At 72.7% G+C, this 25,419-nt stretch carries 23 protein-coding genes, 1 pseudogene and 1 riboswitch; of the genes and pseudogenes, 11 read left to right on the top strand and 13 right to left on the bottom strand.

Annotation, left to right across the window (positions count from 1 at the left end):
- Positions 1-30: 30 nt before the first annotated feature.
- A complete protein-coding gene (locus ACFXKG_RS32370; RefSeq protein WP_384846606.1) occupies positions 31-1,188 on the bottom strand; it encodes a methyltransferase domain-containing protein in 1,158 nt (385 codons plus the stop codon).
- 225 nt (positions 1,189-1,413) lie between these two features.
- Entirely contained in the window at positions 1,414-3,213 is a 1,800-nt protein-coding gene (gene argS / locus ACFXKG_RS32365) for an arginine--tRNA ligase (protein WP_384846671.1), read from the bottom strand.
- Positions 3,214-3,409: 196 nt separating this feature from the next.
- Between argS and lysS the strand changes: the two genes are divergently transcribed.
- Positions 3,410-5,167: a lysine--tRNA ligase gene (lysS, locus tag ACFXKG_RS32360; protein WP_384846604.1), complete on the top strand. Its 1,758-nt coding sequence runs from the start codon at positions 3,410-3,412 to the stop codon at positions 5,165-5,167.
- A 198-nt stretch (positions 5,168-5,365) separates the two neighbouring features.
- On the opposite strand, the gene ACFXKG_RS32355 is transcribed toward lysS, so the two are convergent.
- The 3 genes from ACFXKG_RS32355 to ACFXKG_RS32345 form a co-directional block, all read right to left on the bottom strand.
- Positions 5,366-6,976 (bottom strand): DUF2637 domain-containing protein, encoded by a 1,611-nt coding sequence (locus tag ACFXKG_RS32355; RefSeq protein ID WP_384846602.1) that lies wholly within the window; start codon positions 6,974-6,976, stop codon positions 5,366-5,368.
- 177 nt (positions 6,977-7,153) lie between these two features.
- A complete protein-coding gene (locus ACFXKG_RS32350; protein ID WP_384846600.1) occupies positions 7,154-7,966 on the bottom strand; it encodes a DUF3558 domain-containing protein in 813 nt (270 codons plus the stop codon).
- 223 nt (positions 7,967-8,189) lie between these two features.
- Entirely contained in the window at positions 8,190-9,038 is an 849-nt protein-coding gene (locus ACFXKG_RS32345; RefSeq protein ID WP_384846669.1) for a DUF3558 domain-containing protein, read from the bottom strand.
- A gap of 215 nt (positions 9,039-9,253) precedes the next feature.
- On the opposite strand from ACFXKG_RS32345, the gene ACFXKG_RS32340 reads away from it, so the two are divergent.
- Positions 9,254-10,447, top strand: a complete 1,194-nt coding sequence (locus ACFXKG_RS32340) for an RtcB family protein (protein ID WP_384846598.1) — start codon at positions 9,254-9,256, stop codon at positions 10,445-10,447.
- A 99-nt stretch (positions 10,448-10,546) separates the two neighbouring features.
- On the opposite strand, the gene ACFXKG_RS32335 is transcribed toward ACFXKG_RS32340, so the two are convergent.
- Together ACFXKG_RS32335 and ACFXKG_RS32330 are read right to left on the bottom strand one after the other, a co-directional pair.
- A complete protein-coding gene (locus tag ACFXKG_RS32335) occupies positions 10,547-11,320 on the bottom strand; it encodes an SDR family NAD(P)-dependent oxidoreductase (protein ID WP_384846596.1) in 774 nt (257 codons plus the stop codon).
- 110 nt (positions 11,321-11,430) lie between these two features.
- On the bottom strand, positions 11,431-11,787 hold the full coding sequence (locus ACFXKG_RS32330) for a YnfA family protein (protein ID WP_382895879.1): 357 nt from the start codon (positions 11,785-11,787) through the stop codon (positions 11,431-11,433).
- A 108-nt stretch (positions 11,788-11,895) separates the two neighbouring features.
- On the opposite strand from ACFXKG_RS32330, the gene ACFXKG_RS32325 reads away from it, so the two are divergent.
- Positions 11,896-12,396: a hypothetical protein gene (locus ACFXKG_RS32325; RefSeq protein ID WP_384846594.1), complete on the top strand. Its 501-nt coding sequence runs from the start codon at positions 11,896-11,898 to the stop codon at positions 12,394-12,396.
- A gap of 48 nt (positions 12,397-12,444) precedes the next feature.
- Here the strand turns inward: ACFXKG_RS32325 and ACFXKG_RS32320 are convergent, their stop codons facing one another.
- From ACFXKG_RS32320 to ACFXKG_RS32310, 3 genes are all read right to left on the bottom strand, one after another.
- Positions 12,445-13,179, bottom strand: coding sequence for a Mut7-C RNAse domain-containing protein (locus tag ACFXKG_RS32320; protein WP_382895883.1), 735 nt, complete (start codon positions 13,177-13,179; stop codon positions 12,445-12,447).
- A 128-nt stretch (positions 13,180-13,307) separates the two neighbouring features.
- Positions 13,308-13,946, bottom strand: coding sequence for a GNAT family N-acetyltransferase (locus ACFXKG_RS32315; RefSeq protein WP_384846592.1), 639 nt, complete (start codon positions 13,944-13,946; stop codon positions 13,308-13,310).
- A 39-nt stretch (positions 13,947-13,985) separates the two neighbouring features.
- Positions 13,986-14,852 carry a DUF6597 domain-containing transcriptional factor gene (locus tag ACFXKG_RS32310; protein ID WP_384846590.1) on the bottom strand — a complete coding sequence of 289 codons (867 nt, stop codon included), beginning with the start codon at positions 14,850-14,852 and terminating at the stop codon, positions 13,986-13,988.
- Positions 14,853-14,923: 71 nt separating this feature from the next.
- Here ACFXKG_RS32310 and ACFXKG_RS32305 point away from each other — a divergent pair, with 71 nt between their 5' ends.
- The gene (locus tag ACFXKG_RS32305; protein ID WP_384846588.1) at positions 14,924-15,538 is read left to right on the top strand and encodes a TIGR03086 family metal-binding protein; all 615 of its coding nucleotides are present in this window, start codon (positions 14,924-14,926) and stop codon (positions 15,536-15,538) included.
- Positions 15,539-15,566: 28 nt separating this feature from the next.
- Here ACFXKG_RS32305 and ACFXKG_RS32300 read toward each other — a convergent pair whose 3' ends face one another.
- On the bottom strand, positions 15,567-17,891 hold the full coding sequence (locus tag ACFXKG_RS32300) for an MMPL family transporter (protein WP_384846586.1): 2,325 nt from the start codon (positions 17,889-17,891) through the stop codon (positions 15,567-15,569).
- Positions 17,892-18,085: 194 nt separating this feature from the next.
- On the opposite strand from ACFXKG_RS32300, the gene ACFXKG_RS32295 reads away from it, so the two are divergent.
- The 3 genes from ACFXKG_RS32295 to ACFXKG_RS32285 all read left to right on the top strand — a co-directional run bounded on the left by ACFXKG_RS32295 (position 18,086) and on the right by ACFXKG_RS32285 (position 20,379).
- Positions 18,086-18,913, top strand: a complete 828-nt coding sequence (locus ACFXKG_RS32295) for a response regulator transcription factor (RefSeq protein ID WP_384846584.1) — start codon at positions 18,086-18,088, stop codon at positions 18,911-18,913.
- Positions 18,907-20,046, top strand: a complete 1,140-nt coding sequence (locus tag ACFXKG_RS32290) for a sensor histidine kinase (protein WP_384846582.1) — start codon at positions 18,907-18,909, stop codon at positions 20,044-20,046. Before ACFXKG_RS32295 ends, ACFXKG_RS32290 begins: the two co-directional genes overlap by 7 nt.
- Positions 20,047-20,115: 69 nt before the next feature.
- Entirely contained in the window at positions 20,116-20,379 is a 264-nt protein-coding gene (locus ACFXKG_RS32285; protein WP_382895890.1) for a GlsB/YeaQ/YmgE family stress response membrane protein, read from the top strand.
- A gap of 52 nt (positions 20,380-20,431) precedes the next feature.
- On the opposite strand, the gene ACFXKG_RS32280 is transcribed toward ACFXKG_RS32285, so the two are convergent.
- Positions 20,432-21,103 (bottom strand): histidine phosphatase family protein, encoded by a 672-nt coding sequence (locus tag ACFXKG_RS32280; RefSeq protein ID WP_384846580.1) that lies wholly within the window; start codon positions 21,101-21,103, stop codon positions 20,432-20,434.
- A gap of 31 nt (positions 21,104-21,134) precedes the next feature.
- A riboswitch (cobalamin riboswitch) is annotated at positions 21,135-21,282 on the top strand.
- A gap of 36 nt (positions 21,283-21,318) precedes the next feature.
- Here ACFXKG_RS32280 and ACFXKG_RS32275 point away from each other — a divergent pair.
- From ACFXKG_RS32275 to cobM, 4 genes are all read left to right on the top strand, one after another.
- Positions 21,319-21,558 (top strand): CbtB-domain containing protein, encoded by a 240-nt coding sequence (locus ACFXKG_RS32275; RefSeq protein ID WP_382895894.1) that lies wholly within the window; start codon positions 21,319-21,321, stop codon positions 21,556-21,558.
- Positions 21,559-21,636: 78 nt separating this feature from the next.
- A complete protein-coding gene (locus tag ACFXKG_RS32270; RefSeq protein WP_384846578.1) occupies positions 21,637-22,467 on the top strand; it encodes a CbtA family protein in 831 nt (276 codons plus the stop codon).
- 41 nt (positions 22,468-22,508) lie between these two features.
- The gene (gene cbiE / locus ACFXKG_RS32265) at positions 22,509-23,846 is read left to right on the top strand and encodes a precorrin-6y C5,15-methyltransferase (decarboxylating) subunit CbiE (protein ID WP_384846576.1); all 1,338 of its coding nucleotides are present in this window, start codon (positions 22,509-22,511) and stop codon (positions 23,844-23,846) included.
- On the top strand, positions 23,843-24,622 hold the full coding sequence (gene cobM, locus ACFXKG_RS32260; RefSeq protein ID WP_384846574.1) for a precorrin-4 C(11)-methyltransferase: 780 nt from the start codon (positions 23,843-23,845) through the stop codon (positions 24,620-24,622). Before cbiE ends, cobM begins: the two co-directional genes overlap by 4 nt.
- 144 nt (positions 24,623-24,766) lie before the next feature.
- Here cobM and ACFXKG_RS32255 read toward each other — a convergent pair.
- Positions 24,767-25,384, bottom strand: a pseudogene (locus ACFXKG_RS32255) (N-acetylmuramoyl-L-alanine amidase); the annotation flags it as partial.
- Between the last annotated feature and the right edge of the window lie 35 nt (positions 25,385-25,419).

Raw genomic sequence — 25,419 nt, 5'->3', positions numbered from 1 at the left:
GCGGTGGCGGGGCGGGGCGGCCCGGCCGGGTCAGGGACGGTGCGTGGGGACGGCGTGATCGGGGGTGTCGAGCCAGAGACGCTGGTCGGCGGGGGTGACGGTGAGGCCGTACCGCGTACGGACCGGTGACCCGGCCCGCTGCCACCAGGTGTACGCGGCCTCCACCTCGCTCCACAGCGCGCGGGGCCCGTGCTGCTGGAGGGGATGAATGTCCGCGCCGGGAACGTGGTCGACGCTCGTCCAGGAGCCGGTGGAGTGGTCGGCCAGCCAGAGCGTGAACTCGCCGCCGGGGCCGTGGCCGACGCTGTACCGGCAGTGGGGGACGAGGAGACCGGTGGTGAACGCCGCGTCCTCGTCGCCGAAGACGGAGCGCGGGTCGAGGCCGGTGGTCGTGGGCGCGGACTGCCGGGGCCGCGCCCGTACGGTGGCCATCACGTCGCGGTGGGGCGTCTCGCCCCTGTTCCACATGAAGGCGGAGTCACCGACGACCGGGCCGCTCGCGGTGGCGTCCTCCCCCCGGGTCAGGCGCAGGAGCACGCCGTTGTAGAGGCCCGTCCCCCACGGCAGCACGATCACTCCGCCGGGAGCGGTCTGCTCGACCAGGGCGTACGGCACCGTATGAAGGGCGCAGGTGGCGATCGTGCGGTCGTACGGCGCGTGCGCGGGGCTGCCCAGGGTGCCGTCGCCGGTGACGACGGTCGGCGCGTGTCCGGCGCTCTTCAGGTTCGCCCGTGCCGCGTCCGCGATACGGGGGTCCACCTCCACGGAGGCCACCCGGCGGTCGCCGAGCCGGTCGCAGAGAAGCGCCGCGTTGTAGCCGGTGCCCGTGCCGATCTCCAGCACCTTCATGCCGTCCGCGACATCGAGCGCGTCGAGCATGAGCGCGACGACGCGCGGCATGCTCGCCGAACTGCACGGCACATGGGCCGTCCCACCGCCGTCCGCCCCGGCGTGGACGTCCTCGACATGGGTGACGAGGGCCTGGTCGTCGTAGGCCAGGGCGTGCCAGCGGGCGGGCTCGGCGGCGCGGTCGACCGGGTGGTAGCCGTCCTCGCCGCGGATCCAGACACGGTCGGGGAGGAACCGCGCGCGGTCGACCCGGGCGAAGGCGTCACGCCACGCGGGCGTGAGGCGCCCCGCCCGGGCCAACCGGTCGGCGAGGGCCGCAGGAGAGCCTTCTCCGCTCACCGCTTCGGCGTCTCCGGACGCTTCGGGTCAGGCGGGGGGATGAGTCTGTTGGGCTTGTGGCCGTCGCTTTCCGCCGTGTCGGGTTTGCCGCCGTGAGAACCGGCCATCAGCTTCTCCTTCGCACGGTGAAGTCACCAGCAGTGACCGCAGGTTATCGGAGGGTGACTGGCGGGTGGAAGGGCTCGCTACCGACCAGTGGTCGCGCACGGTAGCGAAGAAGGGGCGCTACAGGCGCTCGGGCGCCTGGATGCCCAGCAGGGACAGGCCCTGCTTGAGGGTGCGGGCGGTGATGTCGCAGAGGAAGAGGCGGTTCTCCACCAGCTCGGCCGGGTTCTCGTCGCTCAGGACGTGGCACTGGTCGTAGAACGTCGTGAACAGCGACGAGAGCTGGTACAGGTACGCGGCCAGCTTGTGCGGCTCGTACGACGACGCCACTTCCGCGAGGACCTCGCCGAACTGGTCCACGTGCAGGCCGAGCGCCCGCTCCGCCGGGGCCAGGGGCAGCTCCGGGTGGGCGGCGGGGACCGCGTCGCCCGCCTTGCGGAGGATGGAGCGGATCCGGGCGTGCGCGTACTGGATGTAGACGGACGTGTCGCCGTTGAGCGAGACCATCTGGTCCAGGTCGAACTTGTAGTCCCGGGCGGCCGACGTCGACAGGTCGGCGTACTTCACCGCGCCGATGCCGACCTGCTTGCCGTTCGTGACGATCTCGTCCTCCGAGAGGCCGATCTTCTCGGACTTCTCCCGGACGACCGCCGTCGCCCGGTCGACCGCCTCGTCGAGCAGGTCCACCAGCCGCACCGTCTCGCCCTCACGGGTCTTGAACGGCTTGCCGTCCTTGCCCAGGACCGTGCCGAAGGCCAGCTGGACGGCCTTGACGCCGTCGTTCAGCCAGCCGGCCCGGCGGGCCGTCTCGAAGACCATCTTGAAGTGCAGCGACTGCCGGGCGTCCACCACGTACAGCAGGGTCGACGCGGACAGGTTGCCCACCCGGTCGCGGACCGCGGAGAGGTCCGTGGCCGCGTAGCCGTAGCCGCCGTTCGTCTTCTTGACGATCAGGGGGACCTGGTTGCCGTCCGGGCCCTTCACGTCGTCGAAGAAGACGCAGAGCGCGCCCTCGGAGCGGACCGCCACCCCGGACTCCTCCAGGATCCGGCAGGTCTCCTCCAGCATGTCGTTGTAGCCGGACTCGCCGACGATGTCGGCGTCCCGGATCTCCATGTCGAGCTGGTCGAAGACCGAGTAGAAGTAGATCTTCGACTCGTCGACGAAGCGCTGCCAGAGCGCCAGCGTCTCCTTGTCCCCGGCCTGGAGGTCCACCACCCGGTCCCGGGAGCGCGCCTTGAACTCCTCGTCGGAGTCGAAGAGCGCCCGCGACGCCTTGTAGAGGCGGTTCAGGTTGGACATCGCGGTCTCGCCGTCGATGTCCGCGCCGGCGCCGTCCGCCGCGGACGACTGGGCGGCGGCGTCGTGGTCCAGCTCGTGCGGGTGCTCGATCAGGTACTGGATGAGCATGCCGAACTGGGTGCCCCAGTCGCCGATGTGGTGGCGCCGGACCACCCGCTCGCCCGTGAACTCCAGGATCTCGACCATCGCCGCGCCGATCACCGCCGAGCGCAGGTGCCCGACGTGCATCTCCTTCGCCACGTTCGGCTGCGCGTAGTCGATCACCGTCGTGCCGGGCCGCTCCGCGTACGGGACGCCGAGCCGGTCGTCCGCCGCACGGGCCGCCAGGGTCTCGATGATCGCCCGGTCCGCGACGGTGATGTTGAGGAAGCCGGGGCCCGAGACCTCGATCTCCTCGATCAGGCCGGGCGCCGCGAGCGCCGACACCACCTGGGTCGCCAGCTCTCTGGGGTTGCCCTTGAGCTTCTTCGCGAGCGCCAGGATGCCGTTGGCCTGGTAGTCGGCCCGGTCGCTGCGTCGCAGCAACGGATCGGCGGAACCGGCCTCCGGCAGGGCAGCCGAGAGGGCGTCCGCGATGCGCTGATCGACGGTCGAGGCGAGGGAGGTGACCGGGGCCATGGCGTGGGTGCCGTTCCTGTCGGGGATCGGGGAGGGGGTGCTCTCCGGGTGCGCTTCCAAGGGGAAGTCCTCGGAGAGTCCTCCCAGGAAAGTCCTCCCAGTATCCCATGGGGCAACAAGCCATTTTCGCTCTGTCGGTGGTACCTGGGAGAATGACGTACGAGATCGTTCGAGCGTATGAGGAAAGAAGAAGGACGTGCCGATCGTGGCTCAGAGCACCGAGACCGACTGGGTCTCCCGTTTCGCGGATGAGGTCATCGCCGAGGCGGAGCGACGTGCGCCCGGCACGAAACCACTCGTCGTCGTCGCGTCCGGGCTCTCGCCCTCGGGCCCGATCCACCTGGGCAACCTGCGCGAGGTCATGACCCCGCACCTGGTCGCGGACGAGATCCGCCGGCGGGGGTACGAGGTCCGGCACCTGATCTCCTGGGACGACTACGACCGCTACCGCAAGGTGCCCGCGGGCGTTCCGGGTACGGACACCTCCTGGTCCGAGCACATCGGCAAGCCCCTGACCTCGGTGCCCGCGCCGGCCGGGTCGGCGTATCCGAACTGGGCCGAGCACTTCAAGGCCGCCATGACCGAGTCGCTGGCCGAGATGGGCGTCACGTACGAGGGGATCAGCCAGACCGAGCAGTACACCTCGGGCGTGTACCGCGAGCAGATCCTGCACGCGATGAGGCACCGGGCGGACATCGACGCGATCCTCGACCGGTACCGGACCAAGGACAAGGGGAAGACACCGCAGAAGCAGGGGCAGAAGCAGGCACAGAAGAAGGTCGAGGAGGCGGAGCTCGAAGCCGCCGAGGGCTCCGGCGCCGCCGCCGAGGACGACGGCAGCGGCGGCTCGGCCGGGTACTTCCCGTACAAGCCGTACTGCGGCGGCTGCGGCAAGGACCTGACGACCGTCACCGCGTACGACGACGCGACGACGGAGCTCATGTACACCTGCGCGGAGTGCGGCTTCTCCGAGACGGTCGCGCTCAGCGAGTTCAACCGGGGCAAGCTGGTCTGGAAGGTCGACTGGCCGATGCGCTGGGCGTACGAGGGCGTGGTCTTCGAGCCGTCCGGTGTGGACCACTCCTCGCCCGGATCCTCCTTCGTCGTCGGCGGGCAGATCGTGCGCGAGATCTTCGGCGGTGTGCAGCCGATCGGCCCGATGTACGCCTTCGTCGGGATCTCCGGGATGGCGAAGATGTCGTCCAGCAAGGGCGGCGTGCCCACCCCGGCCGACGCGCTGAAGATCATGGAGGCGCCGCTGCTGCGCTGGCTGTACGCGCGCCGCCGGCCGAACCAGTCGTTCAAGATCGCCTTCGACCAGGAGATCCAGCGGCTGTACGACGAGTGGGACGCCCTGGAGCGCAAGGTCGCCGACGGCTCCGTCCTGCCGGCCGACGCCGCCGCGTACGCGCGGGCGACGACCACGGCCGCCGGTGAGCTGCCGCGCACGCCGCGCCCCCTGCCGTACCGGACCCTCGCCTCGGTCGCGGACATCACGGCTGGCGCCGAGGAGCAGACCCTGCGCATCCTGAGCGAGCTGGACCCGGAGCACCCGCTGTCCTCGCTGGCGGAGGCGCGCCCCCGGCTCGACCGCGCGGAGAACTGGATCACCAGCCAGGTACCGGCCGAGGCGCGCACGATCGTGCGCGCCGAGCCGGACGAGGAGCTGCTGGGCTCGCTCGACGAGGAAGGGCGCGAGTCGCTGCGGCGGCTGCTCGAAGGGCTGGACAGCCACTGGTCGCTGGACGGGCTGACGACGCTCGTCTACGGGGTGCCGAAGGTGATGGCGGGGCTGGAGCCGGACGCCAAGCCGACGCCCGAGCTGAAGGTCGCCCAGCGGGCGTTCTTCGCGCTGCTGTACCGGCTGCTGGTGAGCCGGGAGACCGGGCCGCGGCTGCCCACGCTGCTGCTGGCGGTGGGGGCGGACCGGGTGCGGAAGCTGCTCGGCGGCTGAGGAGCACGTGAGACGGCGGGCAGAGGGCTCTGCTCCGTACGGGGTGACTCGTCGGGGAGGGCCCTTCGCCCTGAGCTGACCTGACCTGCCCGGCCCGTTACGGTTGCGGATCGTCCACGTCGCCCGGGCGGTTCAGGCGGTCGTGCGGGGACCGGGAGAGGCGGAGGTCCGCGGCTGCCAGTTGCGCGGACGCTTCTCTCAGGCGCTGAACTCGTTGTCCAGTTCCGACTGGTACCGCAGACCGAAGTCCTTGAGGTACGTCTTGAGCGAGTTCTCGCTCAGCGGGTTGCCGCCGCGCCCCGTGATGCCGTACAGGTCCATCAGGTAGATGGCGAACTGGCGGGCGTTGGGGAAGCCGCCGTACTCGTTCGTGTACTTGCGGAAGGCGCTGAAGAACGCCTCCTCACGGGACATGTCGTCGGGCAGACCGGAGACGGGCTGGTCCTCGGCCGCTTCCTCGGGCTGGCCCTGGCCCTGGCCTTGGCGCTGGTCCTGCGCCGGGGACTGCGGTGCGGGGTCGGGGTACTGCGACTGCGACGCCTGCCCCGGGATGCCGCTCAGGGGACGGCGGTTGCGGCCGGGCGCGGGCGCGGGGCCGCCGTCGGGGGTGCCCTCGGGGCCGGAGGGGACCATGACCGGGGTGGGCTCAAGGCCCTCGATGTAGGTGGGGTTGTACGCGCCCTCGTACGCGCCCTCCGGGACCTGCGGCGCCGCGAACCAGGGGCTCACCTGGGTGGCGGGAGTGGGAGCGGGGGAAGGCGCAGGGGCGGGAGCGGCGGCTGCGGGATCGGGGGCCTGGGCCTGCTGCGGGAACGGGGGCTGCTCCTGCTGCGGTTGCTGCTGGGCCGGCTGCTGCTGGGTCTGCTGCTGGGCCGGTTGCTGGGTCTGTTGCTGGTCCCACTGAGCCTGCTGTTCCTGCTGTCGGCCCTGCTGGGGCTGCTTCCGCAGCCGCGCGGGCTCGACCGCCGGTATCTCCCGCTGCTGCTGCGGCTGTTCGAGTTCCTGGCCCTGGTCCTGCTGCCGTTCCTGCTGCTGGTCCGTCGTCAGCTCGCCCTTGGCCTGCGGGAGTTCGGCCCGTACCGGAACCGGCTCAGGGGTGGGCGCGGGCGGAAGCAGCACCGGTTCGATGCCGGCCGCCGCCAGCCCCGAGTGGGCCGTGTCGGCGAGCGGTACGCCGTACTTCGCGAGCCGCAACGGCATCAGGGCTTCGACGGGCGCCTTGCGCTTCCAGTTGCGGCCGAACCGGGCCTGGAGGCGGGACTGGTAGATGAGCCGGTCCTGTTCGAGCTTGATGACCTGCTCGTACGACCGCAGCTCCCACAGCTTCATCCGCCGCCACAGCATGAACGTCGGAATGGGCGAGAGCAGCCAGCGCGTCAGCCGTACGCCCTCCATGTGCTTGTCGGCGGTGATGTCCGCGATCCGGCCGACCGCGTGGCGCGCCGCCTCGACCGAGACGATGAAGAGAAGCGGGATGACCGCGTGCATCCCGACGCCGAGCGGGTCGGGCCAGGCCGCCGCGCCGTTGAAGGCGATGGTGGCGGCGGTCAGCAGCCAGGCCGACTGGCGCAGCAGCGGGAAGGGGATCCGCATCCAGGTCAGGAGCAGGTCCAGTGCGAGCAGTACGCAGATGCCCGCGTCGATGCCGATCGGGAAGACCAGCGAGAACGCCCCGAAGCCCTTGAGCTCGGCGAGTTCGCGTACGGCGGCGTAGGAGCCCGCGAAACCGATGGCGGCGATGATCACCGCTCCCGTGACGACGACCCCGATGAGTATCCGGTGCGTACGTGTCAGCTCCATCGCGGCCACCCGCGACCCCTCCCCGTTTCGGCATCAGGTACATGACGTCCTGACGTCATCTGGCGGGCACAGCCTGGCACATGTGTGCGGGAGGTGTGGCGCGGGGAGCGGGGAGCGGCCCTCCGGGGAGGGCCGCTTTCCGGGCAGAACGGAAGAAAGGGTGCCGGTTTGCGGACGTGACCGAGATTACTCGGACTTTGCCTTGGCGTCGGACTCCACGGACGCCCCGGAGGACTCCGGCTCGGGTGCCTTGCTCTTCGCGGGGCTGTCGGAGGCATCGGCGCCCGCGGAGCCCTCGCCGCCGCCGGCGACGGCCGCCACGGCCTCCTTCGCCGCGGCCACCGCGTCCTTCGACAGATCGGCGGCGCTCGGGGACTTGGCGCCCGCGTATCCCGCGCCGTTGTAGGTGAGCGTGATGACGACGTTCTCGGTACGGGTCACGACGGTGGCGTACGAGAAGTCCACACCGGTCTTCTTGAGCGTGTACGTGATCGTGCTCGCCTCGTTGCCGATGCCGGTCCCGGGCGCCGTCTTGACGTCCTTGGCGGCCTCGGTGCCCTGGGCGCTCGCGAGCTCCTTCGTGTAGTACTCGCCGGCCCGCTTGGCGCCGCTGCCGAGCGTCGCGTCGGAGTCGTACCGCATGAGGGAGACGTCGAGCCAGCGGTACTGGGAGCCGTCGACGCCCTTGTCGTCCAGACCGTTCCAGGAGCAGCTGCCGCGCGTGGCGAGGTCGCTGGACTTGCCGGCCGTACCGCCCTTGGACTTGGCCTTCGGGACCAGCGAGCCGACCGTCTTGCCGCCGACCGTCTTGCACGCGTCGGGCAGCGCGCTGAACTTCGCGGGGACGACGGTGGGGGACGGGGCGCTGCTGGGACTGGTCGCGGAGCTGTCCGAGCTGTCCTTGTCGCCGGAGTCGGACGAGCAGCCGGCGACGGCGAGCATCACCGGAACGGCTGCGCAGGCGAGTATGCGGGTGAGTCGCGAGGCTGATCGGTGCATGGTTCCTTCAGAGTTCTTGAGTCAGTCGGTCGCGTGCGGTCTCAGTCGGTCGCGTACGGTTCTCGGTCGGTCTCGGTCGGTCTCGGTCGGTCTCGGTCTGTCTCGGACTGGGTTTGTCCCGGACGGTCCGCGGCCACGGTAACCGGCGAGCCCGGCCCGTGGGGCCCGGAGCCCGACTCCGGCGCCGGGCGGCGGGTGCTTCGCGGCCGGGCCGTACCCGCTCCTACTCGTTGAGCTGGTCGACGAGCCTACGGGCCAGTCCCCGGGCCTTGTCCTGGAGTTCCTTGCTGTCGGGGACCCCGGCGGCGAGGGCCGGCTGCTCCGTGTACCGGACGGTCACGATCACGTTCGATGTGCGGAACACCACGCTCACCATGCGGTGCTGGGCGGCCGCACCGGAGCGCGCGAGGACGTCGTCGAGGAAGGCTGCGTCGCCGAGGTCGTCGAGGACGCGGGGTTCGAGACCGCCGGTCGCCGACGCGGATGCCGACGCCGACGAGGAGGGGGACCCCGAGGGCTTCCCCGAGGCCGTGGCGGAGGGGGCGGCGGTCTGGGCCTCGGGAGCGCCGGACGCACCCGGGGAGCCTGACGTGCCCGGGGCGCCCGGCGTGCCGGACGAGCCGGATGAGGCTGACGAGCCGGATGTGCCGGATGTGCCGGAGGAGGGAGTGGAGGGGGCGAGGTTCGCGCCCGTCTCCTTCTTCGCGTAGACCTCCTGCGCGCGGGTGTCGTCGCTCACGCTCGGGTCGTACGACACCACACGCTCGAAGTCGATCACGAGCTGGTGCGAGGCGGCGGGCGAGGCCGCCTTCCAGCTGCAGCCCACGCGGCGGTCGGTGTCGTACGTCACGGCGGCCGTGCCCTGGTACGCCTTCTCCTGCTGCTCCTCGGAGAGCGACGCGGCGCCCGGCAGCAGGTCCTTGAGCGTGGAGCGCGGCACGGAACCGCACGCCTCGCGCAAGGTCCGGTACTTGCCGGGCTGCGCCGCGGTCGCGCTGGCCGTCTCGCCGGGCTTGGAGTCGCCCGCCGAGCCGTCGTCGCCGCTGCCGCCCGAACAGCCGGCGACGGCCATCAGGAGGAGCACGGCCAGGCCGGGGGCGTACGCGCGTGGCGCCTTGAGCTGCACGGTCCCGGGCTCCCTTCCGCCAAAACTGTTTGCCGCCGGACGGCGGTCGATGGACACAATGTCTATCGCACGCGATGCCGTCGACGCTGGTCGCCCGTCCTTTGTGGCTGCCTTTGCTCCGGTTTTTGCGTTATTCGGACTTTCGGGGGAATTGAGGAAATATGTCGTACGTAGAGATACCGGGCGCGAAGGTGCCCATACGGATGTGGGCCGACCCGGCGACGGTCGAGGACGGCGCGATGCAGCAACTGCGCAATGTCGCCACCCTGCCGTGGATCAAGGGCCTCGCCGTGATGCCGGACGTGCACTACGGCAAGGGCGCCACGGTCGGCTCGGTGATCGCCATGCACGGCGCGGTCTGCCCGGCGGCGGTGGGCGTGGACATCGGCTGCGGCATGTCGGCGGTGAAGACGTCCCTGACGGCGAACGACCTGCCGGGCGACCTGTCCCGGCTGCGCTCCAAGATCGAGCAGGCCATTCCGGTGGGCCGCGGGATGCACGACGACCCGGTGGATCCGGGGCGGCTGCACGGATTCCCGACGGCGGGGTGGGAGAACTTCTGGGCGCGGTTCGGGGGTGTCGCCGACGCGGTCAAGTTCCGTGAGGACCGCGCGGTCAAGCAGATGGGAACGCTTGGATCGGGTAATCATTTTATCGAGTTCTGCCTCGACGGGTCGGGCGCGGTCTGGCTGATGCTGCACTCCGGATCCCGGAACATCGGTAAGGAACTGGCCGACCACCACATCGGCACGGCGCAGAAACTTCCGCACAACCAGGGGCTGATCGACCGGGACCTGGCCGTCTTCATCGCGGACACCCCGCAGATGGCGGCGTACCGGAACGACCTCTTCTGGGCGCAGGAGTACGCGAAGTACAACCGCGCGATCATGATGGGGCTCTTCCAGGACGTGGTCCGCAAGGAGTTCAAGAAGGCCCGGGTGACGTTCGAACCGGTGATCTCCTGCCACCACAACTACGTGGCGGAGGAGCGGTACGAGGACATGGAACTGCTGGTCACGCGGAAGGGCGCGATCCGGGCGGGGAGCGGGGAGTTCGGGATCATCCCGGGGTCCATGGGCACGGGCTCGTACATCGTGAAGGGGCTGGGGAACGCGGCGTCGTTCAACTCGGCCTCGCACGGCGCCGGCCGGCGGATGAGCCGTAACGCGGCGAAGCGGCGGTTCTCGACCCAGGATCTGGAGGACCAGACGCGCGGGGTCGAGTGCCGCAAGGACTCCGGTGTCGTGGACGAGATCCCGGCGGCGTACAAGCCGATCGAGCAGGTCATCGATCAGCAGCGGGACCTGGTGGAGGTCGTGGCCAGGCTGAAGCAGGTCATCTGCGTGAAGGGCTGAGGCGGCCGCGCCCCGGTGTGTGCACCGCCGGGGCGGGCCCCCGTGGTGTGTGCGCCGCCGGTGCGGGCCCCCGTGTGCCGTGGGCCGAGGTCGCGGTGCTCACAGCTCGCGGTGGACCTTGGTGTTGGAGGCCTGGGCGCGGGGGCGCAGGAGCAGGAGGTCGACGTTGACGTGGCTCGGGCGGGTGATCGCCCAGGTGATGGTGTCGGCCACGTCGTCCGCGGTGAGGGGGGCCGCCACGCCCTCGTAGACCTTGGCCGCCTTCTCCTTGTCGCCGCCGAAGCGGGTGGTGGCGAACTCCTCGGTCCTGACCATGCCGGGGGCGATCTCGATGACCCGGACCGGGGTGCCGACGATCTCCAGGCGGAGGGTCTCGGCGAGGACGTGGGCGCCGTGCTTGGCGGCCACGTAGCCCGCACCGCCCTCGTACGTGCCGTGGCCCGCCGTGGAGGAGAGGACGACGACCGTGCCGTCGCCGCTCGCGGTGAGCGCGGGGAGCAGGGCCTGGGTGACGTTGAGGGTGCCGATGACGTTCGTCTCGTACATCCGGCGCCAGTCCGCCGGGTCGCCGGTGGCCACCGGGTCCGCGCCCAGGGCGCCGCCCGCGTTGTTGACCAGGACGTTCACCGAGGGGAAACGGTCCAGCTCGGCGGCGAAGGCGTCGACCGCCGCGCGGTCGGTGACGTCGAGGACGTACGCGGTGGCCCGGTGGCCCGCGGCGGTGAGTTCCGCGGCGAGCGCCTCGATCCGGTCCTTGCGGCGCGCCGTGACGACGACGTGGTGGCCGGCGGCGGCGAGCTGTCGTGCGGTGGCGGCACCGATGCCGCTGCTCGCTCCGGTGATGACGGCGATGGGGGTCCCCGCGGCGGTCATGACGTACTCCTCGCGCGTGTGATCGAGCGTGTGATCGACTCCGGTCAGGATAGGACCCGCGGGTGAGCGGGGCGTGGGGGAGGGGCGTGGGGGGAGGGGTGTGGGACGGGTCAGTGACCCCGGGGCGCGTACATGATCACGGCCATGCCCGCCAGGCAGATCAGGGCTCCGGTGACATCCCAGCGGTCGGGGCGGTAGCCGTCGGCGACCATGCCCCAGACGATCGAGCCCGCGACGAAGATCCCGCCGTACGCCGCGAGGATCCGGCCGAACTCGCCGTCGGGCTGGAGCGTGGCGACGAAGCCGTAGGCGCCCAGCGCGATGACTCCGGCGCCGATCCAGACCCAGCCGCGGCCGCCGCTGCCGATCGCGCCGTCGCCGCGCACGCCCTGCCAGACCAGCCAGGCGCCGCCGATCTCGAAGACGGCGGCGAGGAGGAAGAGGGCGGCGGAGCGGAGTACGAGCATGCGGTCAGCCTGCCACGCGCTCCACGGCCTGCGGCATGCGGGTGACGGGAGGCGCGTCGGGCCGGCGAGTGACCCGGGTCACAGTGTGATGATCATTATCTTCCGCTCATGGGTGATACGCGGAAAGTGGTGCTGGTACTGGTCTCGGCCGCCACGGCGGTGGTCATGGGCACGGCTCCGGGGGCCGGAGCGAGCGTGCCGAAGCGGGACGCGGGTACGGAAGCCGTCGAGGCCGATCTTGCCCACCACGGGCATGTGACCCTGTCGAGCGGGCGGCTCACGGTCCGCCTCGGCTCCGAGAACCACGGTCCCGCCGGGCTGGCCGACGCGACCGTACGGCTCGAATTCTCGGCCCCGATGGTCGCGGGCCAGCCGCTGCCGCCGACCTGCCTGTGGTCCGGCGACCGTACGGTCCTGTGCCGTACGGGGCCGCTCCGGCCGATCGGGCGGGGCCACGAGGTGACCCTGGACCTGCGGACGACCGGCACGCCGTACGAGATCGTCGTCCGGATCGACACCGCGTGGAACGGCGGCGCGACCGACCTCAACCCCGAGAACCACCGGCACCGCGTCCTGGCCCCGGACACCGGGGACCCGTACGTCTTCTGAGACGACCCGGCGACTGAGATGACCCGGCGACCCGGCGCCCGGTGGCCGTCACGCCGCCGCGTCGCCGAACTCCCGTACCGCGTCGTCGACGATCGCCGCCAGGCGGGCGTGGTGCGCGCCGCGCCAGTAGACCCGGCCGCAGGCCGCGCAGCGGGCGAAGACGTCGTAGCCGCGCTGGGTGCCGTGCTGGAGCTGTTCCTGGACGGACTCCTTGTCCGCCGGGCCCAGTTGGCCGTTGCAGGCGGTGCAGCGGGTCCAGGGGGCGAGGACGGGCGCGAAGCGCTGGAGCACGTCCCTGAGCTGGTCGTCCGGGCGGTCGCTGTAGATGTACGCCCCGGCCCAGATCTCCCGGCGGCGCAGCAGCCCGCGGTCGCGCGAGAGCATCACCCGGCGTTCGGCGGCGGAGAGCGTGGCCAGGGCCGGGTCGCCCAGGTCCTCGCTCTCGTACGCCGCGTCGACGCCCAGCAGCCGCAGCCGGCGGGCGAGGGTGCCGAGGTGGACGTCGAGGAGGAAGCGCAGGGGCGCGCCGGGGACGGTCTGCGGCCGGGGCACGGAGCGCACCTCCACGGACTCGCCCGCGGCCGGGATGTGTGAGAAGGGCACCTCGCGGCCGTCGACCAGGAGGGGGCCGGCTTCGGTGAGCGGGACGCCGAGGGACTCCACGGCGTGGCCGAGGGTGGATGAGCCGTCGGTGCGCAGGGCCGTGCGTCCCGTACGGCGCTCGGCCGCGACGAAGAGGCGCAGTTCGGGGGCGAAGGCGATCTGGATCTCCGGTCCGTTCACGCCGCCAGGATGCCACCGACGCGCCCGGGCGGGCCAGGGGTTTCCCGGCCGGGTGGCGCGGGTGGCGGGGGTGGGAAGGGGCGCGGAGGTGGGAAGGGGTGCGGAGGTGGTTGTGGAGCTGTGTGATGTCAGGTGAGGCGCAGCCGCCAGTTGTTGACGCGGCGGGGATGCCCCGGCGGGTACTCGAAGTCGCGCTCGCCCAGCAGGGAGAAGCCCGCCCTGCGGCACAGCGCGTTCGACGCCGGGTTGTCGACGGACGGGAACGCGTGCAGGAAGCGGTGCGTCCGCTCGGCCCGCGCCCGCTCGACGACCGCGGCGACGGCGGCCGCCGCGATGCCCCGGCCCTGGTGGGCGGCGAGCACCGTCCACCCCGTCTCGTACACCTGCTCCCCGTCCCAGGTCTGCTCCCAGAAGCCGATCGTGCCGACCGGGATCTCCTCGGGGAGGAGGACGACGCGGAACATCCGGCCCTTGTCCGTGCGGTCCGCGCTCAGGGCCACGTACCGCTCGTGCCGCTTGAGGATCTGCTCCTCGGTCTCGGGGCCGCCGAGGTGGGTCATCAGCTCCGCCGCGTTGGCCGCCCGGAGGAGGTCGAGGTCGCCCGCCGACCACGCGTCGATCCGGACCCGCGGTGGCCCGGGTACCGGGCGCTCCCGGCCGGCCCGGCCGCGGCGCCCGGCCTCGCCGGGCCCGGGCCCGCCGGCTCCGTTGTCTCCGCCGGTTTCGCTGCCCAGGCCGTCCCGGCTGTCGGTCCCCTCGGTCCTCATGGCACGCAACTGTAGGTCGTGGGTCCGACAGCGGCGCTCTCAGCGGGCGTACGCCGTCGGCGGGACCCCGACCGTCGCCGTGAAGTCCCGGACGAGATGCGCCTGGTCGCTGTAGCCGAGGTCGGCGGCGAGCGCGGGCCAGTCGACGGCGCCGGACTCCGCGCGTTCCAGCGCCTCGTGGATGCGGTAGCGCAGGATGACCCACTTCGGGCCGACGCCCACGTACGCGGCGAAGAGCCTTTGCAGCGAGCGCGCCGAGACGCCCTCCTCCTCGGTGAGGCGGGCGACGCGCCGGATCGTACGATCCGTCCTGATCCGGTCGGCCAGGGCCATGGCGCGCAGGGCCCCCGGGTCGGGGCGCGGGTCGAGGCCCAGCAGGTACGCGTCCAGCGCGGCGACCCGGGCGTCCTCGTCGTCGGGGGTGTCCGGGCCCTCGGGGGTGTCCGGGCCGGCGGGGGCGTTCTCGTCGTCGGGGGCGTCCGGGCCGAGAACCGTCGCGAGGTCCGCCTCCGTCGTCGGCAGGACCTCGCCGACCGGCACCCGGCGCCCCGTCCACTCCGCCACCGGCCGCTCCGGCGCGAAGGGACGGAAGCCGCCCGGCCGGAACTGGACCCCGCACACCCGGCCGCGGCCCTCCAGCTTCTGTGCGAACAGCTCCAGGCCGACGCCCGCGACCTCCCCGAACGCCACGGGGCCCGGGGTGTCGAAGCGCTGGAAGACCACGTTCACCGACGGGTGCGGCACCACATGGGAGACGTACGGCTGCTCCAGGTCCCAGTCGATCAGCCAGTAGTGCTCCAGATACGGCCGCAGGGCCGGCGCGGGCTCGCGGCGGCGGAACCGTACGCGCGCGAAGAGGCCGGGGGCGTCGACGATGCCCCGGGTGTCACGCCGCGGACCTGCCATTCACGGAACGTATCGCCGCGCGTCGCGTTTGTTCAAGACGCGGGGGCGTCGCCGTCCCTACCGTCCGTCCCATGAGCGAGAAGAACGACATCGAGATCGGCACACCGAACGACATCAAGATCGGCACACTGTTGAAGCCGGCGGCGGACCATGCCCTTGCCGTCGTCCGCGGCATCGGCGACGAGCGGCTCGGCGCGCCGACGCCGTGCGCCGAGTACGACGTCCACGCCCTGCTCGACCATCTCTTCCAGGTCGTCGTGAACTTCCAGGCGCTCGCCGCGAAGCGGGACGCCGACTTCGGCGCCGCCCCCGAACATCTCGCGGGGGAGTGGCGCGAGCGGTTCGCCGCGGAGACGGCGCGACTTGTCGAGGCCTGGGACGCGCCGGGCGCCGAGGAGGGCACGTCGGGGGCGATGGGGCTGCCGGCCAGGACGGTCGGCTCGATGGTGCTCGGGGATCTGACCGTGCACGCGTGGGACCTGGCGCGGGCCACGGGACAGCCGTACGAGCCGGACGCGGCCCTCGTCGGCCTGCTGACGGCGGAGTTCGGGGCGCTGGCACCGATGGCCAGGAAGATGGGCGTGTTCGGGGAGCCGGTGCCGGTGGCGCCGGACGCGGCTCCCTTCGACGTACTGCTGGCGCTGACCGGCCGCGACCCCGGCTGGATGCCCCCGCGCTCCGCGTAGCCACCGCCGTCGGTCTTCGCGCTGCCCGCTACCGCCGTACGGTCTCGCCGTCGGCGGGGGCCGGGCGGGCCGGCCGGTGGGGGATGTCGTCGGCGGGCGACCCCGCCGGGGCCGAGTCCGGGGCCGGGGCCGGGGCCGCCGCGTGGCGGCGCAGGAGTTTTTCGCCCTCGACATCCACGTCCGGGAGCAGCCGGTCCACGGCGCGGGGCAGCCACCACGCCCGGCGGCCGAGGACGGCCATCACGGCCGGAACCAGTGTCATCCGTACGACGAACGCGTCCAGCAGGACGCCCACGGCGAGGGCGAACCCCATGCCCTTGATCACCTGCAGCTCGGCGAAGACGAAGGAGCCGAAGACGGCGATCATGATCAGCGCGGCAGCGGTGACCACCTTCGCGCTGTGGCCGAAGCCGCGGACCATCGCCTCGGTCGGCGGGCGGCCGTGCACGTACTCCTCGCGCATGCGGGAGACGAGGAAGACCTCGTAATCCATGGCCAGCCCGAACAGGATGCCGACCAGCAGCATCGGCAGGAAGCTGAGCACCGGGCCGGTGTGCTCGATGCCGAGGAGCCCGGCGAGCCAGCCCCACTGGAAGACCGCCACCACGGCGCCCAGCGAGGCGCCGAGGGAGAGCAGGAAGCCCAGCGCGGCCTTCAGCGGCACGGCGACCGCGCGGAACACCACGGTCAGCAGGGCCAGGGCCAGGCCCATCACCAGCAGGCAGTAGACGGGCAGGGCGGACGACAGCTTGTCCGCCACGTCGATGTTCACCGCGGTCGCGCCGGTGACGTTCAGCTCCGTACCCGTGCGCCGCTCGATGCCGTCCCGCAGCTCCCGGATGTCGGTCAGCAGGCGCTGTGTGGACGCCGACTCGGGACCGCCGGACGGTATGACGTTGACGAGCGCGGCGTCGGTGGAGTCGGCGGGCACCACGGGGGAGACCGCGACGACCCCCGGCAGCTCCGCGACCCGGTCCGCGAGCTGCCGGGCGGCGGCCGGCGCCGTTGCCCCGTCGCCACCGCCGGTCCCGCCCGGGCCGGCGCCGCGGCCCTGGGCCAGCACGATCAGGGTGCCGCTGTAGCCGGGGCCGAAGCCGTCGTCGACCAGCTTCTGCGCCCGCGCGGCGGAGCCGGCCGCGTCCTGTGACCCGCCGAGCCCGAGCCGCAGATCCGCGGCCGGTACGGCCAGGACACCCAGGCCGAGGACGCCTGCCGCCAGCACGGCCCAGCGGCGGCGTGCCGCCAGGGCCGCCCAGCGCTGTCCCAGAGGGGCCCGGTCCGCCCGGGCGAGCCGCGATTCCTCGCGCCGGGCCAGGCGGCGCAGTACGGGCACGGTGCTCGTGGCGATGGCCGGACCGATGAGCCCGAGCACGGCCGGGAGGAGCGTGACGGCGATCAGTACGGAGACCACCACGGTGGCGGCGGCGCCCAGTCCCATGACGGTCAGGAACGGAATGTTCACGACGGAGAGCGCGGCGAGCGCGATCACGACCGTGGCGCCGGCGAAGACCACGGCCCCGCCGGCCGTGCCGGTCGCGAGCCCGGCCGACTCCTCCGGGTCCATGCCGCGCCTGACCTGGGTCTGGTGCCGGGAGACGATGAACAGGGCGTAGTCGATGCCCACGGCCAGCCCCAGCATCACGGCCAGGATGACCGAGGTGCTGTCCATCGTGATCACGCTGGTCAGGGCCAGCAGGCACAGGACGCCGACGCCGACGCCGACGAGCGCGGTCGCCACGGGGACGATCGCGGCGCGCAGGCTGCGGAAGACCAGGATCAGCACGCCCAGCGCGATCACCACGCCGACGGCCTCGCCGGGGCCGAGCACCTTGATCTCGCCGTCGGTGAAGGCGGCACCGCCGAGTTCGACGGTCAGCCCGGCCGCGCGGGCCCCGGCGGCGGTCCGCTCCAGCTCCGCCCTCGTCGCGGCGGGGATCCCGTCGGCCTTCGCGGCGTCGAAGGTGAGCTGGGCGATACCCGTACGGCCGTCGGCGGACACGGTGCCCGCCTCGGCGGCCGGAGGGGTGGCCGAGGCCACCCCGGGGAGCGGGCCGGCCCGCCGCGCCGCCTCGGCGACCGCCCGCGCGGCGGCACCGGCGGTGACCTTCTCCCCGGCGGGGGCCCGGAAGACGATCGTGCCGGTCACCTGCCCGCCGGCGGCCGGGAACTCCTTCTCCAGCACATCGAGCGTGCGCTGGGCCTCCGTGCCCGGGATGGTGGTGGACGAGGCGAAGGGCTTCATCAGCGCGAGCGCGGCGACCGCGGCCGCGAGGAGCACGGCGAGCCAGGCGCCGATCACGGCCCATTTGTGCCGGTAGGAGAAGCGTCCGAGGCGGTGGAGGAGCGTGGACACGCAAGGACTCCCGAGGAGGTGAGGGGGAGGGAGGGGACGTACGGGTCCGGCCCACGCTAGGTCGGCGGCCGTCACCTCCTCGCCGTATCGGGCCCCGGGGGCCGGAGTTCACACGCAACTCCCATGGAGCGCCGTCCGGTGATCGGACATGATCGGACGAGTCCCCGATCGATCAGGACGGAGAGGGCATCCGGATGACGGAGCGGAGTGTCACCGCCGCCGGCGCGGCCCCGGCGCGGTCAGGACGGCTGCTGGTGGTCGACGACGAACCGGCGATCCTCGACACGGTGAGCCGGTTCCTGCGCTTCCTCGGCTACGACGTGCGCACCGCCGCCACCGCCCACGAGGCCCTCGCGGTGGCCCGTGACTGCCTTCCCGAGCTGATCCTGCTGGACGTGATGCTGCCCGACGGCGACGGTTTCGAGGTCATGCGGCGGCTGCGCGGGGACGGACTGCCGCACGCGGTCGTCTTCCTCACGGCACGCGACAGCCGTAAGGACCTGGTCAAGGGGTTGACCGCAGGCGGGGACGACTACATCACCAAGCCCTTCGGGCTGGACGAGGTGGCTGCCCGCATCCAGGCCGTGCTCCGCCGTACCCGTACCCGTGGCCATATCGGAAGTGCCGGTTCCGGCGCGGGTTCCGGTGCCGGTTCGGGCGTGGGTTCGGGCGTGGGTTCTGGCGTGGGTTCCGGCACCGGCGGCGAGGGCGAGGCCGGCACCGTCCTGCGCGTCGCCGATCTCGAACTCGACACCGCCGCCTACGCCGTACGCAGGGCCGGGACACCGATCGACCTGTCGCCGACCGAGTACCGCCTGCTGCGCTACCTCATGCTCCACCGGGGCCGGATCCTCCCGCGCGCCCAACTCCTCGACCACGTCTGGTCGTACGACTTCAACGGCGACGACACCGTCGTCGCCACCTACATCAGCTATCTGCGCCGCAAGATCGATGTCCTCGGCCCGTCCCTGATCCACACCCGGCGCGGTGTCGGCTACGGCATCAGGGAGCCGGAATGCTGAACCGCCGGACGGTGAGCCGGCTGGTGCTGAACCGCCGGGTGGTGAGCCGCCTGCGGCGGTGGCCGGTGCGCAGCCGGCTCAGCGGGGTCGTCACCGGGCTGTGCGCGCTCGCCATGGCCGCCACCGCCGCCGTCTGGCTGGGCAGCGGCGATCCCGCGGCGATCGTCGCCGTGGAACTGGTCGGGCTCACGCTGGTGGCCCTCGTCACCACCGCCGTGGTCCGCTGCGAACTGCGCCCCCTGGAGGAGGCGGCGCGTACCGCGGACGCGGTCGCGTCGGGGGATCTCGGCCACCGGCTCGCCGTGGCCACCCAGGCCCCCGCCACCGAGGTCGGCCGGCTCGTGGACGCGCTGAACCGCATGCTGGACCAGGTCCAGGCCGCCCTCGCCGCGCGCGAGACGTCCGAAGCGCGCATGCGCCAGTTCATCGCGGACGCCTCGCACGAACTGCGTACGCCCCTGCAGTCCCTGCGCGGCTACGCCGAGCTCTACCAGCACGGCGCACTGCCCGACACGGCCGCGGTGGACGAGGCGGTGGACCGGATGCTCGCGGAGATCCTGCGCATGACGCGGCTGGTCGAGTCGCTGCTCATGCTCGCCCGCTTCGACGCCGAGGGCGAGGCGGCCGAGGCGGAACAGGAGCCCGTCGACCTCAGCCGGGTCGTCGCGGAATCCTGCCGGGACGCCGCGGCCGTCGAACCGGCACGGCCCCGTACGGTCGACGTCCGGCCGGGGGTGACCGTACTGGGTGACGAGGCACACCTGCGCAGCCTGCTGGCCAACCTGCTGGGCAACATCCGTATGCACACACCGCCCGACGCCTCCTGCGCCGTCGAACTGCGCGCGGCGGACGGACACGCGACGCTCCGGGTCCGGGACGCCGGGCCCGGTATCCCGGACGAGGCCGTCGCCCATGTCTTCGACCGCTTCTACCGGGCCGGCAAGGGCCGCGGGAGCGGGGGCGGGCACGGTGGGACCGGCAGGGGCAGCGGTCTCGGGCTGGCGATCGTGGCCGCCGTCGCGGAGCTCCACCGCGCTCGCGTCCGTCTCGACAGCGTGCCCGGCCGCGGGACGCTCGTCGAAGTCACCTTCCCCGTCCCGCCGGGCGGTGCGCCGGGCGGCCCGCAGGACTGAACGGTGGCATGGCGGGCAGATGTTCGGTCAGTACCGCTTTCGACAGCAAGCGGGCCAAGAGGAGGGGACATGGAGATTTCCGGCTTTGTCGCAGCCATTGTCGTCGGCATCGTCATCGGCGTGCTGGGACGGCTCGTGGTGCCGGGTCGGCAGCGCATCGGGGTGCTGCTGACCATCGGCGTCGGTATCGTCGCGGCGCTGGTCGGTACGTTCGTCGCGGCGGCGTTCGGCGTCGCGGACACCCGGGGCTTCGACTGGATCGAGCTGATCATCCAGGTCGGCCTGGCGGCGGTGGGCGTGGCCGCGCTGGACCGCGCCAAGGGCCGCGGCTGACCCGCGGCTGACCACTGCCGGGGAGCTTGTCGCGGCTCCCGTCAGGCCCCCGTCAGTCGTCTCCGTCTTTGTCGGAGCCTTCGTCAGTGCCTTCGTCGGCGTCGGCGTCTTCGTCGGCGCCGGTGAGCGGGCGGCCGGCGAGCAGGTTCCAGCGGCCGTCCCGCCCGGTGAACTCCGTGACGGTCAGCGGCCGTACGTCGAACCGCCAGAACGCGGCGGCCGGCGCCGAGAGCGCGTGCAGGGCGGCGGCGCGGACGATCTCCGGTTCGGCCACGGCGATCACCCGGGGGGTCTCGGGGCTCAGCGTTTCGAGCCACCGGCCGACGCGGGCGTAGAGCGCGAGCAGGGTCTCCCCGCCGTGCGGCGCGGCCGACGGGTCGGCGAGCCACGCGCTCACCTGCGCCGGTTCCGCGGCCGCGACCTCGTCGAGGGTCCTGCCCTGCCAGCGCCCCATGTCCCACGGCGCGATCTCCGGCACCGGCCGCGCGTCCAGGCCGAGCAGGCCGGCGGTCGTACGGCAGCGGGGTGCGGACGAGACGTACACGGCGGCGCCGTGCGGGAACTCCTCCCGTACGGCCTCGGCCTGCCGCACCCCGGTCGCGTCCACCGCCCGCGTCGCGGCGCCGGGCCCGTCCTCGGGAAGGTCGCCGAAGCGGGCCGCGCGCAGGGCCGGGCCGATGGCGGGTGAGATGAGCTGCACGCGGATCGTCGAGCGGATCGTCATAGCGAAAGGCCCCCTTGGCCCGTCTGCCGGTTCGCGGTACCTTCACGTCGATATCCACGACGGCGGGACGGAAGTCCGGTGAGATTCCGGCACGGTCGCGCCACTGTATGCCGGTTCCGGCCGCGTGCCACGCGGCGGGGGACCGGTGAGTCAGACCCGACGGCCGTCGTTCGAGCTCCATCAACGGGACGCGAGTTCCCTCAGGAGGATGTGCCATGGCTCAGTCCATCGCGCCTGCGAACACCGCTCTTCCGCCCACCTCTGCCACCGGCGCCGCCCCGGCTCCGCTTCCGCTGCGCGCCGTGCTGCCGTGGGCGGTCTTCGTCGGCACCCTGATGCTGGTGCTGCTCTACTTCGTCGGCGCCGAACAGGGCGCGACGTCGGTGATCTCCGGTGCCGGTGTGCACGAATGGGTGCACGACGGCCGTCATCTGCTCGGGTTCCCCTGCCACTGACCGCTGACGGAAACAGCAGTCAGCAGTCAGCAGTCAGCGGAAACAGCAGCGACAGCAGCGACAGCGGAGATGACGCGCATGCATGCCTTCACCGTCAGAAACCTCCTGGTCCGCGGCATGGTCGCGGGCGTCCTGGCCGGACTTCTCGCGTTCGCGCTGGCCTACCTCGCGGGTGAGCCCTCCGTACGGGACTCCATCGCGCAGGAGGAGAGCCGGTCCGCCCCGGCGCATCAGCACGGCGCCGCGGCGGACCCCGTAGCAGCGGGAGAGGAGGAAGAGGAAGAGGAACTGGTCAGCAGGCCGGTCCAGTCGACGTTCGGGCTCGCCACCGGGGTCCTGGTGTACGGGGTGGCCCTCGGCGGCATCGCCTCGCTGGTCTTCGCGGTGAGCCTGGGCAGGATCGGCCGGTTCGGGCCGCGGGCGACCTCGGCGCTGGTCGCGGGGGCCGCCTTCACGACCGTCTACCTGGTGCCGTTCCTGAAGTATCCGGCGACGCCGCCCGCCGTGGGCAATCCGGACACGATCGGCAGGCGCACGACCCTGTTCTTCCTGATGATCCTGCTCAGCGTCCTGCTGGCGGTCATCGCCGTCATCGCGGGGAGACGGCTGGCGCCGCGGCTCGGCAACTGGAACGCGTCGCTCGCCGCGGGCGCCGGTTACGTGGCCGTCGTCGCCGTCGCCTGTCTGGTGCTGCCCGCCAACGCGGACGCCGTCCCCGCGTCCTTCCCCGCGGCACTGCTGTGGGAGTTCCGGCTCGCCTCGCTCGGGGTGCAGGCGCTGCTCTGGACGGCCTTCGGACTGATCTTCGGCGAACTGGCGGAGCGGATGCTCCGGCCGCGGGCGGTGGCCGGTGCCGCCGTCGTGCCGCCCGGGGCACCCGTCGGGGAGCCGCGGGCGGCCGGACAGTAGAGTGCGGGGTCGGTCTTCTCCCAGCTCAGAGGTGTACGGCAGTGAGCGTCCCGCCCCCTGGTCCCCCGTCGCCGGTCCCGGCTCCGCCGGTGACCGTGGTCGGGATCGGCGCGGACGGCTGGGCCGGGCTCTCCGGCGCGGCGCGGGAGGTCCTGCGCGGGGCGGACGTGGTCATCGGCGGGCCCCGCCAGCTCGGCCTGCTGCCGGCGCGGGAGTGCGCGGGCGAGCGGGTGGCGTGGCCGTCGCCGCTGCGCCCCGCCGTGCCCGGCCTGCTCGCCGCGCACGCCGGGCGCCGGATCGCGGTGCTGGCCAGCGGGGACCCGATGTTCTACGGGATCGGACGGGCGCTCGGCGAGGTCGTCGGCGCGGCGGCGCTGCGCGTGCTGCCGCATCCGTCGTCCGTCTCGTACGCGTGCGCCCGGCTCGGCTGGCCGGTGGAGGAGACGGAGGTCGTCACGCTCGTCGGCCGCCCCGCCGAACGCCTCACCGCCGCGCTGCACGACGGCCGCCGGGTGCTGGTGCTCAGCGCCGGGGCCGGGACGCCCGAGGACGTGGCGGCGCTGCTCCGCGCGCGCGGCTACGGGCCGAGCCCGCTGCACGTGCTCGAACAGCTCGGCTCGGAGCGGGAACGGCACCGTACGGCCACCGCCGACGCGTGGGCCGGGCCGGCCGGAGACCCGCTCAACGTGGTGGCGGTCGAGTGCCGCCGCGCGCCCGGCGCGCCGCGCCTCGGCGCCGTACCCGGGCTGCCGGACACGGCGTACGAACACGACGGCCAGCTCACCAAACGCCATGTGCGCGCCGCCACGCTGGGCGCGCTGGCGCCCGCGCCGGGGGAGCTGCTGTGGGACATCGGCGGCGGGTCCGGTTCGATCGCGGTGGAGTGGATGCGTACGCACCCGTCCTGCCGGGCGGTGTCGGTGGAACGCGATCCGGTGCGCGCCGAGCGCATCGGCCGGAACGCGCGGGCGCTCGGCGTCCCCGGACTGCGCGTCGCCGTCGGCGCGGCGCCCGCCGCGCTCGCCGGACTGCCGGTACCCGACGCGGTGTTCATCGGCGGCGGGCTGACCGCGCCGGGGCTGCTCGACGCCTGCTGGGAGGCGCTGCCCGTGGGCGGCCGGCTGGTCGCGAACACGGTGACGCTGGAGTCGGAGGCGCTGCTGGCCGACCGGTACCGCCGGTACGGCGGGGAACTGGTGCGGCTGGCGGTCGCGCACGCGGTGCCGGTCGGCGGCTTCACGGGGTGGCGGCAGGCGATGCCGGTCACGCAGTGGTCGGTCACGAAAGCCCCAGGATCAGCGGCGGGGCCGGGTCCGGCGTCGGCCCCGTCCCCGCCCCCGGCCTCAGCCCCGGCCTCACGAGCAGGAGAAGAACGATGACGGTGTACTTCATCGGCGCGGGCCCCGGCGCCGCCGACCTGATCACGGTGCGCGGCGCCCGCCGGCTGGCCGAGTGCCGGGTGTGCCTGTACGCGGGCAGCCTGGTCCCGCGCGAACTGCTGGCGGAGTGCCCGCCGGACGCGCGCCTGATCGACACCGCCAGGATGGACCTCGACGCCATCACCGCCGAACTGGTCGGGGCGCACGGCGAGGGCCACGACGTGGCGCGGCTGCACTCCGGTGACCCGTCCGTCTTCAGCGCGGTGGCCGAGCAGATGCGGCGGCTGGACGCGGCGGGTGTGCCGTACGAAGTGGTCCCGGGCGTACCGGCGTTCGCGGCGGCCGCCGCCGCGCTCAAGCGGGAGCTGACCGTGCCGACGGTCGGCCAGACGGTCATCCTGACCCGGGTCGCCCAGCGGGCCACCCCGATGCCGGCGGGCGAGGACCTGGCGACGCTCGGGCGCAGCGGCGCGCTGCTGGTGCTGCACCTGGCGGCGCGGTACGTGGACCGGGTGGTGGCGGAACTGCTGCCGCACTACGGCGCGGACTGCCCGGCGGCGGTGGTGGCGATGGCCAGCCGCCCCGACGAGCTGGTGCTGCGGGGGCCGCTGGACGGGATCGCCGCGCAGGTGAAGGCGGCGGGGGTGGTGCGGACGGCGGTGATCATGGTGGGCAGGACGCTGGGCGCGGAGCAGTTCAGGGACAGCCACCTGTACTCGGCGGAGCGCGATCGCGACTGTGACAGCGACGGCGACGGCGTTACGGGCTGCTCGTAGCGCTCGTACGGGTACGTAGCGCTCGTACGGGTACGGCGGGGTCCGCGCACGGGTACACGGGGACACCGGTACGGCGGGGCACGGATACCTTCTCCGTGTCCCGCCGTCCCCCGCGTGACTACGTGCCGGTGACGCTCACTTCTTGGCAGGGGTGGTCTTCAGCCGCCCGGCGATCCGGTCGCGCATGCCGGGCATTCCGAACCCCTTGGGGTCGATCTTGTCGTTGGACCATTCGAGATGCCCGATGACGCTGAGCGCGCTCCACCCGTGCGCACGGCAGATTGCCGCGCCCACCCGCTCGATCGCGTCGAGCTGCGCCTTCGGCCACGGGTCCTTCCCGTCACCGAGGTTGACGCACTCGAAGCCGTAGAACCGGGCGTTGCCGTCCTCGCCGTCGGCGTTGCCCCGGGTGGGCCTGGGCGGCCGGTCGCCGTAGTCCTCCGCGATCACGCGCGCGAGGACCTTGGGGTCACCCCCGCCCGCGTGGTTCGTCCGGCCGTGGCCGACGAGGTGGACGACGCCCGTCTTGTCGATGACGCCGTGGCACAGCGGTCCCGGCAGCGCGGCGTATCCGTCGCGGCAGATCGCCACGGAGCCCGTGGTGCCCGAGGTGACGGTGTGGTGGACCATCACTCCGTTGACCGGGCCCCAGAGCCCCTTGTGGTTGCGGTTGTGCGTACGCCAGTCGCCGACCTCTTTGACCTTCACGCCCTCGGCGCGCAGCGCCGCGAGGAAGGCCGAGGCGGACAGTGGTGGTGCCATGAGGAGACTTCCTTTCCGTCGTGGTGTACGTGGCT

The sequence above is a fragment of the Streptomyces sp. NPDC059255 genome, from assembly GCF_042752355.1.
Taxonomy (GTDB): domain Bacteria; phylum Actinomycetota; class Actinomycetes; order Streptomycetales; family Streptomycetaceae; genus Streptomyces.
The sequence above is the reverse complement of the archived record's forward strand: the minus strand, read 5'-3'. Positions and strand labels throughout refer to the sequence as shown.

Bases quoted from the DNA above. Each gene is read 5' to 3' on its own strand.
- argS (WP_384846671.1), bottom strand. From the start codon at position 3,213: ATGGCCCCGGTCACCTCCCTCGCCTCGACCGTCGATCAGCGCATCGCG.
- ACFXKG_RS32350 (WP_384846600.1), bottom strand. From the start codon at position 7,966: ATGCACCGATCAGCCTCGCGACTCACCCGCATACTCGCCTGCGCAGCC.
- ACFXKG_RS32345 (WP_384846669.1), bottom strand. From the start codon at position 9,038: ATGGCCGTCGCCGGCTGTTCGGGCGGCAGCGGCGACGACGGCTCGGCG.
- ACFXKG_RS32340 (WP_384846598.1), top strand. From the start codon at position 9,254: ATGTCGTACGTAGAGATACCGGGCGCGAAGGTGCCCATACGGATGTGG.
- ACFXKG_RS32335 (WP_384846596.1), bottom strand. From the start codon at position 11,320: ATGACCGCCGCGGGGACCCCCATCGCCGTCATCACCGGAGCGAGCAGC.
- ACFXKG_RS32330 (WP_382895879.1), bottom strand. From the start codon at position 11,787: ATGCTCGTACTCCGCTCCGCCGCCCTCTTCCTCCTCGCCGCCGTCTTC.
- ACFXKG_RS32325 (WP_384846594.1), top strand. From the start codon at position 11,896: ATGGGTGATACGCGGAAAGTGGTGCTGGTACTGGTCTCGGCCGCCACG.
- ACFXKG_RS32315 (WP_384846592.1), bottom strand. From the start codon at position 13,946: ATGAGGACCGAGGGGACCGACAGCCGGGACGGCCTGGGCAGCGAAACC.
- ACFXKG_RS32310 (WP_384846590.1), bottom strand. From the start codon at position 14,852: ATGGCAGGTCCGCGGCGTGACACCCGGGGCATCGTCGACGCCCCCGGC.
- ACFXKG_RS32305 (WP_384846588.1), top strand. From the start codon at position 14,924: ATGAGCGAGAAGAACGACATCGAGATCGGCACACCGAACGACATCAAG.
- ACFXKG_RS32295 (WP_384846584.1), top strand. From the start codon at position 18,086: ATGACGGAGCGGAGTGTCACCGCCGCCGGCGCGGCCCCGGCGCGGTCA.
- ACFXKG_RS32290 (WP_384846582.1), top strand. From the start codon at position 18,907: ATGCTGAACCGCCGGACGGTGAGCCGGCTGGTGCTGAACCGCCGGGTG.
- ACFXKG_RS32285 (WP_382895890.1), top strand. From the start codon at position 20,116: ATGGAGATTTCCGGCTTTGTCGCAGCCATTGTCGTCGGCATCGTCATC.
- ACFXKG_RS32280 (WP_384846580.1), bottom strand. From the start codon at position 21,103: ATGACGATCCGCTCGACGATCCGCGTGCAGCTCATCTCACCCGCCATC.
- ACFXKG_RS32275 (WP_382895894.1), top strand. From the start codon at position 21,319: ATGGCTCAGTCCATCGCGCCTGCGAACACCGCTCTTCCGCCCACCTCT.
- ACFXKG_RS32270 (WP_384846578.1), top strand. From the start codon at position 21,637: ATGCATGCCTTCACCGTCAGAAACCTCCTGGTCCGCGGCATGGTCGCG.
- cobM (WP_384846574.1), top strand. From the start codon at position 23,843: ATGACGGTGTACTTCATCGGCGCGGGCCCCGGCGCCGCCGACCTGATC.